This is a genomic window from Streptomyces sp. NPDC059452 (assembly GCF_042750035.1).
Lineage (GTDB): Bacteria > Actinomycetota > Actinomycetes > Streptomycetales > Streptomycetaceae > Streptomyces.
In genome coordinates this window covers 173,736-184,153 of record NZ_JBHYVE010000015.1, presented here as the reverse complement: position 1 = coordinate 184,153, position 10,418 = coordinate 173,736, and the positions used below count along the sequence as shown (strand labels likewise).

Genomic DNA, 10,418 nt, shown 5'->3' with positions numbered 1-10,418 from the left:
TTTTTTTTTTTTTTTCCCTCCTGGTGTTCCTTCCTTCTTTTTGTCCGGCGGGCGGGGGGGGGTCCTGGGGGTGCGCCCCCCCCCCCCCGCCCGTGAAGACCTGGGCTAGCGGAGGAAGGGGTCCACCGCGACGGCCAGGAAGAGCAGGGAGACGTAGGTGATGGACCAGTGGAAGAGCCGCATCTCCTTCAGCTTGGCGCCGCTCACCCCGGACTTGGCCCGGTTCTGCAGGCCGTGGGCCTCCCAGAGCCAGAAGCCGCCCGCGAGCAGCGCCACCGCCGTGTAGAACCAGCCGGTGTAGCCCAGCGGAGTGAGGAGCAGCGAGACCCCGACCATCACCCAGCTGTAGATGACGATCTGCCGGGCCACCACCCGGTTGGAGGCGATGACCGGAAGCATCGGAACGCCGACCCGGGCGTAGTCCTCCTTCACCTTCATGGAGAGCGGCCAGTAGTGCGGCGGCGTCCAGAAGAAGATGACGGCGAAGAGGATGACGGCGGCCCAGGAGAGGGAGTTCGTCACGGAGGACCAGCCGATGAGCACCGGCAGACAGCCCGCGATACCGCCCCAGATGATGTTCTGCGAGGTCCGGCGCTTCAGCAGCATCGTGTAGACGACGACGTAGAAGAGCAGCGCACCGAGCGCGAGGGCGGCGGACAGCCAGTTGACGAGCAGTCCGAACCAGAGGGTGGAGATCACCCCGAGGGAGATGCCGAAGACCAGGCACTCACGGGGGCTGACCATGCCGGTGACCAGCGGACGCTGGGACGTACGGTCCATCAGCGCGTCGATGTCCCGGTCGATGTACATGTTGAGCGCGTTGGCACCACCGGCCGAGAGGTATCCCCCGAAGGTGGTGGCGAACACCAGCCACAGATCGGGTACGCCCTGGGCGGCGAGGAACATCACCGGAATCGTGGTGATGAGCAACAGCTCGATGATCCGTGGCTTGGTAAGCGCCACGAATGCCTTGACACGGGCCCCGTACGGGCGATGGCCCCCTGGGCTGGGAGTCAAGGCGACCCCTGCGGGTCGGGACTCGACGGCCGTCACGCACACCCCTGACAGAGAAATCCCAGCAAGCTCCGGGCGAGGAGGCCCGGTGAAGACTTGCGCGAACCCGACCACTGTAGACGTTGGGGATACACCGTCCTTCGCGGGGGTGGGGTCGTGTTGAGGGTGACTGTGCGATGTACGGGGGCGGTCCGCCGGGAGGCGAAGTGCGCAGGTCGCCCGCACCCTGGAAAGTGCCCGGAAGCCGCGCCCCGCGGCGGGGGTAGGCTCGGCAGCATCCGGTGCGGTCACAGTCACCGGTTGACAACAGTGGAGAGGAGCCCTGACTCAGGGTGAGCAACAAGCCGACCACCACAGACCTCCAGTGGACCGATTTGGACCAGCGGGCCGTCGACACCGCCCGTGTCCTCGCCGCGGACGCCGTACAGAAAGTCGGAAACGGCCACCCGGGTACGGCCATGAGCCTGGCTCCCGCCGCGTACACCCTGTTCCAGAAAGTCATGCGGCACGACCCCGCGGACGCGGAGTGGACCGGCCGCGACCGGTTCGTCCTCTCGGCGGGCCACTCCAGCCTGACCCTGTACATCCAGCTCTACCTCGCCGGGTACGGCCTGGAGCTGGACGACCTGAAGGCGTTCCGGACCTGGGGCTCCAAGACGCCGGGCCACCCGGAGTACGGGCACACCACCGGTGTCGAGACGACGACCGGCCCGCTGGGCCAGGGTGTCGCCAACGCCGTGGGCATGGCCATGGCCGCCCGCTACGAGCGTGGCCTCTTCGACCCCGAGGCGGCCCCCGGCACCTCCCCGTTCGACCACACGGTCTGGGTCATCGCCGGTGACGGCTGCCTCCAGGAGGGCATCTCGGCCGAGGCGTCCTCGCTGGCCGGGCACCAGAAGCTGGGCAACCTGGTCCTGCTCTGGGACGACAACCACATCTCCATCGAGGGCGACACGGAGACCGCGGTCTCCGAGGACACCCTGAAGCGGTACGAGGCGTACGGCTGGCACGTCCAGCGCGTCGAGCAGGCGCCCAACGGCGACCTGGACCCGGCGGCGCTCTATGCGGCGCTCCAGGCGGCCAAGGCCGAGACCGAGCGCCCCTCGTTCATCGCGGCCCGCTCGATCATCGCCTGGCCCGCCCCGAACGCCCAGAACACCGAGGCCGCGCACGGCTCGGCGCTCGGCGACGAGGAGATCGCGGCCACCAAGCGGGTCCTGGGCTTCGACCCGGAGCAGACCTTCGAGGTCTCGGACGAGGTCATCGGCCACACCCGTGAGGCCCTGGACCGCGGCCGCGAGGCCCGTGCCGAGTGGGACAAGGCGTTCGCCGCGTGGCGCACCGCCGACCCGGAGCGCGCCGCCGACTTCGACCGGATCGCCGCGGGCGAGCTGCCCGCGGGCTGGGAGGAGAAGCTCCCGGTCTTCGAGCCCGGCAAGTCCCTGGCCACCCGGGCCGCCTCCGGCAAGGTGCTCCAGGCGCTGGGCGAGGTCGTGCCCGAGCTGTGGGGCGGCTCCGCCGACCTCGCCGGTTCGAACAACACCACGATCGACAAGACGTCGTCGTTCCTCCCGGTGGGCAACCCGCTGCCGGAGGCCGACCCGTACGGCCGCACGATCCACTTCGGGATCCGCGAGCACGCGATGGCCGCCGCCATGAACGGCATCGCGCTGCACGGCAACACCCGCATCTACGGCGGCACCTTCCTGGTGTTCTCCGACTACATGCGCAACGCGGTGCGGCTCTCCGCGCTGATGCACCTGCCGGTGACGTACGTGTGGACGCACGACTCGATCGGCCTCGGCGAGGACGGCCCGACCCACCAGCCGGTCGAGCACCTGGCCGCGCTGCGCGCCATCCCGGGCCTGAACATCGTGCGCCCGGCCGACGCCAACGAGACGTCCATCGCCTGGCGCGAGATCCTGCGCCGCTACACCAAGGTGTTCGGTGTGGGCGCCCCGCACGGTCTGGCGCTGACCCGGCAGGGCGTGCCGACGTACGAGCCCAACGAGGACGCGGCCAAGGGCGGTTACGTCCTGTTCGAGGCTGACGGCGGCGAACCGCAGGTGCTGCTCATCGCGACCGGCTCCGAGGTCCATGTCGCCGTCGAGGCGCGCGAGCAGCTCCAGGCGGCCGGTGTGCCGACCCGGGTCGTCTCGATGCCGTCCGTCGAGTGGTTCGAGGAGCAGGACCAGGCGTACAAGGAGAGCGTGCTCCCGCCGTCGGTCAAGGCGCGGGTCGCCGTGGAGGCGGGCATCGGCCTGACCTGGCACCGGTACGTCGGGGACGCCGGCCGGATCGTCTCGCTGGAGCACTTCGGTGCCTCGGCCGACGCGAAGGTCCTCTTCCGGGAGTTCGGCTTCACCGCCGAGAACGTGGCCGCCGCCGCGCGGGAATCCCTCGCCGCCACCGCGCGCTGACGCCGATAGATACGACTAGTAGGAGATGCAACCCATGACAGACGCACTCAAGCGCCTCTCCGACGAGGGCGTGGCGATCTGGCTCGACGACCTGTCGCGCAAGCGGATCACCTCGGGCAACCTGGCCGAGCTGATCGACCAGAGCCATGTCGTCGGCGTCACCACCAACCCGTCGATCTTCCAGAAGGCGATCTCCTCGGGCGACGGTTACGAGCAGCAGCTCACCGACCTCGCCGCCCGCAAGGTCACCGTCGAGGAAGCGCTCCGGATGATCACGACGGCGGACGTCCGCGACGCCGCCGACATCCTGCGCCCGGTCTTCGACGCGACCGGCGGCCAGGACGGCCGGGTCTCCATCGAGGTGGACCCGCGCCTGGCGCACAACACCACGGCCACCGTCGCCGAGGCCAAGCAGCTGGCCTGGCTGGTGGACCGGCCGAACACGCTCATCAAGATCCCGGCGACCAAGGCCGGTCTCCCGGCGATCACCGAGGTCATCGGCCGGGGCATCAGCGTCAATGTGACGCTGATCTTCTCGCTGGAGCGCTACCGCGCGGTCATGGACGCCTACCTGGCGGGCCTGGAGAAGGCGAAGGCCGCGGGCCTGGACCTCTCCAAGATCCACTCGGTGGCGTCCTTCTTCGTGTCCCGCGTGGACACCGAGATCGACAAGCGCCTGGACGCCATCGGCTCCGACGAGGCGAAGGCCGCCAAGGGCAAGTCCGCCCTGGCCAACGCGCGGCTGGCCTACGAGGCGTACGAGGAGGTCTTCTCGGGCGACCGCTGGGCCCCGCTGGACAAGGCGCAGGCCAACAAGCAGCGTCCGCTCTGGGCCTCGACCGGCGTCAAGGACCCGTCGCTCAAGGACACCCTGTACGTCGACGAGCTCGTCGCCCCCAACACGGTGAACACCATGCCGGAGGCGACCCTGGAGGCCGTGGCCGACCACGGCGAGATCACCGGCGACACCGTCACCGGCGGCTACGACCGGGCGCGCGCCGACCTCGACGCGATCAAGAAGCTCGGCGTCTCGTACGACGAGGTCGTACAGGTGCTGGAGGACGAGGGCGTCGAGAAGTTCGAGGCGTCCTGGAACGACCTGCTCAAGTCGACCGAGGCGGAGCTCGCGCGCCTCGCCCCCTCGGAGGGCTGACCACTTTGTCTGCTGTTCCCGGAGCCAACCCGCTCCGTGACGCACAGGACCGACGGCTCCCGCGTATCGCGGGGCCGTCGGGCCTGGTCATCTTTGGCGTCACGGGCGATTTGTCCCGTAAAAAGCTGATGCCTGCCGTCTACGACCTGGCCAACCGCGGCCTGCTGCCACCGGGCTTCTCGCTCATCGGCTTCGCGCGCCGCGACTGGGAGGACGAGGACTTCGCGCAGGTCGTCCACGACGCCGTCAAGGAGCACGCCCGTACGCCGTTCCGCGAGGAGGTCTGGCAGCAGCTCATCCAGGGGATGCGCTTCGTCCAGGGCAACTTCGACGACGACGAGGCGTTCGAGACGCTGAAGGCGACCATCCAGGAGCTCGACAAGGCGCAGGGGACGGGCGGCAACTTCGCCTTCTACCTCTCCGTGCCGCCGAAGTTCTTCCCCAAGGTCGTCCAGCAGCTCAAGAAGCACGGGCTCGCCGACCAGACCGAGGGCTCCTGGCGACGGGCCGTCATCGAGAAGCCGTTCGGCCACGACCTGGCCAGCGCGCAGGAGCTCAACCAGCTCGTGCACGACGTCTTCCCGCCCAACGAGGTCTTCCGGATCGACCACTACCTGGGCAAGGAGACGGTCCAGAACATCCTGGCGCTGCGGTTCGCCAACACGATGTGGGAGCCGATCTGGAACCGGTCCTACGTCGACCACGTACAGATCACGATGGCCGAGGACATCGGCATCGGCGGCCGGGCCGGGTACTACGACGGCATCGGCGCCGCCCGTGACGTCATCCAGAACCACCTGCTCCAGCTGCTGGCGCTGACCGCGATGGAGGAGCCCGGCTCCTTCCACCCCAAGGCCCTGGTCGCCGAGAAGCTCAAGGTGCTCACCGCCGTCGAGCTGCCCGAGGACCTCGGTCTGCACACCGTGCGCGCCCAGTACGAGCACGCCTGGCAGGGCGGCCAGGAGGTCCTCGGCTACTGCGAGGAGGAGGGCATCGACCCGAAGTCGACGACCGACACCTACGCGGCGATCAAGCTGACGATCAACAACCGCCGCTGGGCGGGCGTGCCGTTCTACCTCCGCACCGGAAAGCGGCTCGGCCGCCGGGTCACGGAGATCGCGGTCGTCTTCAAGCGCGCGCCCTACCTGCCCTTCGAGTCGAGCGCGACCGAGGAGCTGGGCGGCAACGCCCTGGTCATCCGGGTGCAGCCGGACGAGGGCGTCACCGTGCGGTTCGGCTCCAAGGTGCCCGGCACCTCGATGGAGGTCCGGGACGTCACGATGGACTTCGCGTACGGCGAGTCCTTCACGGAGTCCAGCCCGGAGGCGTACGAGCGGCTCCTGCTGGACGTACTGCTCGGCGACGCCAACCTCTTCCCGCGCCACCAGGAGGTCGAACTCTCCTGGACCATCCTCGACCCGATCGAGGAGTACTGGGACAAGCACGGCAGGCCCGCGAAGTACGAGGCGGGCACCTGGGGCCCGGTCGAGGCCGACGAGATGCTCGCACGGGACGGACGGAGCTGGAGGCGGCCATGAAGATCGATCTCACGGAAACCACATCCAGCAAGATCAACCAGGCGCTGGTCTCGGCCCGCCGGGCCATCGGCACCCCCGCCATCGGCATGGTGCTCACGCTGGTCGTCGTCACCGACGAGGAGAACGCGTACGACGCGCTCAAGTCGGCCGGTGACGCATCGCGCGAGCACCCCTCGCGGATCATCGCGGTGATCAAGCGGGTCAGCCGCTCGCCGCGCGCCCGGCGTGACGCCCGCCTCGACGCGGAGGTCCGGGTCGGCTCCGACGCCGGGACCGGCGAGACCGTCGTCCTGCGCCTCCACGGCGAGCTGGCCAACCACGCCCAGTCGGTGGTGCTCCCGCTGCTGCTGCCGGACGCGCCGGTCGTGGTGTGGTGGCCCGAGGGCGCCCCCGCCGACCCGGCGAAGGACCCGCTGGGCGCGCTGGCCCAGCGCCGGATCACCGACACCTACTCCGCCGAGCTCCCGCTCGACGAGCTGGCGGTGCGGGCTGCGACGTACAGCCCCGGCGACACCGACCTGGCGTGGACCCGGATCACGCCGTGGCGCTCCATGCTGGCCGCCGCGCTGGACCAGCAGCCCGCGCAGGTCATCGGCGCCACCGTCGAGGGCGAGAGCGACAACCCGAGCTGCGAACTGCTCGCGATGTGGCTCGCGGACCGGCTCGGCGTCCCGGTGGAGCGCACGCTCTCCGAGGGCCCTGGGCTGACCGCCGTCCGGATGGAGACGAAGAACGGCGTCATCGTCCTGGACCGGGCCGACGGCTCGCTGGCCACGCTCTCCATGCAGGGCCAGCCGGACCGCGCGGTGGCACTCAAGCGCCGTGACACCGCCGAGCTGCTGGCGGAGGAGCTGCGCCGCCTCGACCCGGACAACACGTATGAGTCCGCGGTGAAGTTCGGGGTGGACAAGCTGCACTCGGGCGGCGAGGTCAAGGCCGCCCCGGTCGGGGAGAAGCCCGCGGAATCCGGGGCGAAGGCTCCCGCCGCGAAGAAGGCCCCGGCCAAGAAGGCGGCCGCCAAGTGACGCCTCCTCAACTGGTCGTGCACCGGGACAAGGAGCTGATGGCGCAGGCCGCGGCGGCCCGGCTGATCACGAGGATCGTGGACGCCCAGGCCGCCCGGGGCCATGCCTCGGTGGTGCTGACCGGCGGGCGCAACGGCAACGGCCTGCTGGCCGCGCTCGCCGCCGCGCCCGCCCGGGACGCGGTCGACTGGGCGCGGCTGGACCTGTGGTGGGGCGACGAGCGGTTCCTGCCCGAGGGCGACCCCGAGCGGAACGTCACCCAGGCCCGTGAGGCGCTGCTCGACGCGGTGCCGCTGGACCCGGCCCGGGTGCACGCGATGCCCGCGTCCGACGGCCCGTACGGCAAGGACGTGGACGAGGCGGCGGCGGCGTACGCGGCCGAACTCGCCGCCGCCGCGGGGCCGGAGGACCACGGCCGGGTGCCGACGTTCGACGTGCTGATGCTGGGCGTCGGCCCGGACACCCATGTGGCCTCGCTCTTCCCGGAGCTGCCCGCGGTACGGGAGACCGAGCGCACCGTCGTCGGTGTGCACGGGGCCCCCAAGCCGCCCCCGGTCCGCGTCTCGCTCACGCTGCCCGCGATCCGCGCGGCGCGTGAGGTGTGGCTGCTGGCGGCGGGCGAGGACAAGGCGGAGGCCGCGGCCATCGCCCTGTCGGGCGCCGGGGAGATCCAGGCGCCCGCGGCGGGCGCGTACGGGCGCAGCCGGACGCTGTGGCTGCTGGACGCGGCGGCGGCCTCGCAACTGCCGCGCGCGCTGTATCCACCGGCGTCCGCCTGATCTCGGGTACTCCCGGGCCCGGCCCGCTTTTTCCCAGCGGGCCGGGCCCGCGGCGTGAAAAGCTCGCCCCATGGTGCATATCGGAACCGTGGTGATGGGCGCGAGCGACGTACAACGGGCCGCCGCCTTCTGGAAGGCCGCACTCACCTACACCGAGCGCGAGCCGGGAACGGACGACTGGGTGGTCCTGGTCCCGGCCGAAGGCCCCGGCGTCGGGGTGGCGCTGGGCCGCTCCACCTCCCCCGTGCAGGAGGTCCCCCGGGTCCACCTCGACCTCTACTCCGACACCCAGGAGGCCGAGGTGGAACGGCTGATCGCTCTGGGCGCGGAGCGGGTGGCGTGGGACCTCTACCCGCCGGACCCGGACTTCGTGGTGCTCGCCGACACCGAGGGCAACCGCTTCTGCGTCATCGACACGACGCACGGTTAGTGGCTGCGTGAGCGGGAAGCGGCCTCAGCCGTCCTCCGGGACCCGCTCCAGGAAGGGCCCCAGCAGCCCGGGGACGGCCTCGGAGGCGAAGGTGAGGCCCTCGGAGGCGTCGGTGTCGTACGCGGTGTACGCGCCCCCTCCGGCGGCCGTGGTGGCCGTGATGCTGAGCAGGCCGGAGCGCCGCTGGAAGTACGACTGCTTGACGGTCCAGCCGATCACTCCCGCCCGCTCCAGCGCGGCGGTGGAGCGGCGGACCGAGCCGGAGCGGGTCACCAGGTAGCGGCCGGAGAGCGTGTGGCCGAGGCCACGGTACGCGTCCAGGGCGAGGGCCACCGCGAGCGGCAGGAACACCGCCGCGCAGCCGAGGGCGATCCACAGGAGTACGGGGGTGAGCAGCGCCCCGAGGAGGGTGAGGAGCAGCAGCGGGGCGAGGGCGGTGGCCAGCGACCAGCGCAGTCTGCGGCCCCGGGCGGCGCGCGGGTGGCGGGTCAGCGGGGCGCCGGTCGGGGTGACGGCCTCGCGGAGCACGTCGGCGGCGACGGAGTCGGCCCGTTCGCGCGGGGCGGCGGGGAGCACCGTGTTGTGGTCGGCGTTCTTCGAGGCGTGGTCCTGGGCCAGCCCGGTGGTGATGGCGTCCAGCCGGGCGGCGCCGAGCAGCCGTACGCCGAGGGGTTCGACCAGGTCGACACCGCGCAGCCGGGCCTCCTCCACGGAGATGGAGCGGGAGGTGAGCAGCCCGCGCCGGACCCTGAGGGTGCCACCGGGCTCGCGCTCCAGGCGGTAGTTCCACCACATCTCGATCCAGAGGCCGAGCGCCCCGACGACCCCCGCGACCAGGGCCGCGACGACGAGTACGACGATCACCCAGAGGAGCGGGGTCTCCTGGAAGCGGTCGCCGACCCAGGCGATGACCTGGCCCTGGGCCCCCACCCAGTCGCTGATCTGCATCACGGCGCCGACCGCCGCCCCGCCGAGCATGGGGGCGACGAAGGAGACCGGTGCGTACCGTATCCAGCGGGGGTCGAGGGCGGCCAGTTCGCCGTCGCGGTGGACGCCGGGCGGTGCGGTGGCGGCGCGTTCCAGCAGCAGACGGCGGAGCCGCTCACCCTCGGCCCGGGTGACCGGGTCCAGGGTGAGGGTGGAGTCGCTGCCCTGTTCCCCGGTGCCGATCCTGACGGTGACCAGGCCCAGGAGGCGCCGCAGCACGTTGGCGGTGAGGTCGACCGTGCGGATGCGCTCGCGGGCCAGGGAGCGGCGCTTGACGAGGAGGAGGCCGGTGTGGAGGTCGACGCGCTCCTCGCCGATGCGGTAGCGGGTGCGGTGCCAGCGGACGCGGTCGGCGCCCGCCGCCGCCCCGATCACCAGGACGGCCCCGGTGAACACCCAGAGCACGGCGGCCGGGAGCCCGAGCCAGCGGGCGAGCCCGAGGGTGGTCGGCAGGGCGGCACCCGCGACGACGCCCGCCACGACGAGGGCGGTGACCCAGACCGTACGGGGGTCGAGCCGGCACCAGCCGTCCTCGGGGGCGTACGGGGTGACCGGGGTGCTCATGTGGCGTCGCCGGGGGTGTCGCGGGTGATGCGGGTCAGCCGCTCGGCCAGTTCGGCGGCGACCTCGTGGTCCAGGCCCGCGATGCGCACCGCGCCCTTGGCGGACGCGGTGGTGACCGTGACGGTGGCGAGCCGGTGGAGCTGTTCCAGCGGTCCGCGTACGGTGTCCACGGTCTGGATCCGGGACATCGGCGCGATCCGCCACTCCTGCCAGAAGTACCCGGTGCGCACGTACACCGCGTCCTCGGTGACCTCCCAGCGGTGGGTGCGGAACCACCACAGGGGGAAGAGGACGGCGGCCGCCACGCCCGCCACGGCCAGGACCGCGGCGGACAGCAGCAGCCAGAAGCGGGCGGACTCGATCAGCGCGCCCAGCACGGCCAGTGGCAGGACGTGCGCGGCGGCCATCAGCAGCCACTGGACCCGCCACCAGCCCACGGCCCGCTCGTTCAGCGTGTTGCGCGGCGGTCGCAGCCGTACCGCCGCCGTCCCCTCCCCCGGTGGCATGG

General features: G+C 71.4%; 9 protein-coding genes. 6 read left to right on the top strand and 3 right to left on the bottom strand.

Annotated features, from left to right (window positions below; translation table 11 throughout):
* Positions 1-105 precede the first annotated feature (105 nt).
* Positions 106-1,059: a heme o synthase gene (locus tag ACFW9Z_RS21140; protein ID WP_384642998.1), complete on the bottom strand. Its 954-nt coding sequence runs from the start codon at positions 1,057-1,059 to the stop codon at positions 106-108.
* 287 nt (positions 1,060-1,346) lie between these two features.
* On the opposite strand from ACFW9Z_RS21140, the gene tkt reads away from it, so the two are divergent.
* From tkt to ACFW9Z_RS21110, 6 genes are all read left to right on the top strand, one after another.
* Positions 1,347-3,434, top strand: a complete 2,088-nt coding sequence (tkt, locus tag ACFW9Z_RS21135) for a transketolase (protein ID WP_384642995.1) — start codon at positions 1,347-1,349, stop codon at positions 3,432-3,434.
* 34 nt (positions 3,435-3,468) lie between these two features.
* A complete protein-coding gene (gene tal / locus ACFW9Z_RS21130) occupies positions 3,469-4,587 on the top strand; it encodes a transaldolase (RefSeq protein ID WP_384642992.1) in 1,119 nt (372 codons plus the stop codon).
* A gap of 5 nt (positions 4,588-4,592) precedes the next feature.
* A complete protein-coding gene (gene zwf / locus ACFW9Z_RS21125) occupies positions 4,593-6,125 on the top strand; it encodes a glucose-6-phosphate dehydrogenase (protein ID WP_384642989.1) in 1,533 nt (510 codons plus the stop codon).
* Positions 6,122-7,150 (top strand): glucose-6-phosphate dehydrogenase assembly protein OpcA, encoded by a 1,029-nt coding sequence (gene opcA / locus ACFW9Z_RS21120; RefSeq protein ID WP_384642986.1) that lies wholly within the window; start codon positions 6,122-6,124, stop codon positions 7,148-7,150. Before zwf ends, opcA begins: the two co-directional genes overlap by 4 nt.
* Complete coding sequence (gene pgl, locus ACFW9Z_RS21115) at positions 7,147-7,929, top strand: 6-phosphogluconolactonase (RefSeq protein WP_384642983.1); 783 nt, start codon at positions 7,147-7,149, stop codon at positions 7,927-7,929. The genes opcA and pgl overlap by 4 nt, the downstream gene beginning before the upstream one ends.
* A 70-nt stretch (positions 7,930-7,999) precedes the next feature.
* Positions 8,000-8,359, top strand: coding sequence for a VOC family protein (locus tag ACFW9Z_RS21110; RefSeq protein WP_384642980.1), 360 nt, complete (start codon positions 8,000-8,002; stop codon positions 8,357-8,359).
* A gap of 24 nt (positions 8,360-8,383) precedes the next feature.
* Here the strand turns inward: ACFW9Z_RS21110 and ACFW9Z_RS21105 are convergent, their stop codons facing one another.
* Positions 8,384-9,910 carry a PH domain-containing protein gene (locus ACFW9Z_RS21105; RefSeq protein WP_384642977.1) on the bottom strand — a complete coding sequence of 509 codons (1,527 nt, stop codon included), beginning with the start codon at positions 9,908-9,910 and terminating at the stop codon, positions 8,384-8,386.
* Positions 9,907-10,416 (bottom strand): PH domain-containing protein, encoded by a 510-nt coding sequence (locus tag ACFW9Z_RS21100; protein ID WP_384642974.1) that lies wholly within the window; start codon positions 10,414-10,416, stop codon positions 9,907-9,909. The genes ACFW9Z_RS21105 and ACFW9Z_RS21100 overlap by 4 nt, the downstream gene beginning before the upstream one ends.
* Positions 10,417-10,418 lie beyond the last annotated feature (2 nt).

What these genes read in the sequence shown, in the direction of transcription:
- tal (WP_384642992.1), top strand. Translation starts at nt 3,469, where the DNA reads ATGACAGACGCACTCAAGCGCCTCTCCGACGAGGGCGTGGCGATCTGG.
- opcA (WP_384642986.1), top strand. Translation starts at nt 6,122, where the DNA reads ATGAAGATCGATCTCACGGAAACCACATCCAGCAAGATCAACCAGGCG.
- ACFW9Z_RS21110 (WP_384642980.1), top strand. Translation starts at nt 8,000, where the DNA reads ATGGTGCATATCGGAACCGTGGTGATGGGCGCGAGCGACGTACAACGG.
- ACFW9Z_RS21105 (WP_384642977.1), bottom strand. Translation starts at nt 9,910, where the DNA reads ATGAGCACCCCGGTCACCCCGTACGCCCCCGAGGACGGCTGGTGCCGG.
- ACFW9Z_RS21100 (WP_384642974.1), bottom strand. Translation starts at nt 10,416, where the DNA reads ATGCCACCGGGGGAGGGGACGGCGGCGGTACGGCTGCGACCGCCGCGC.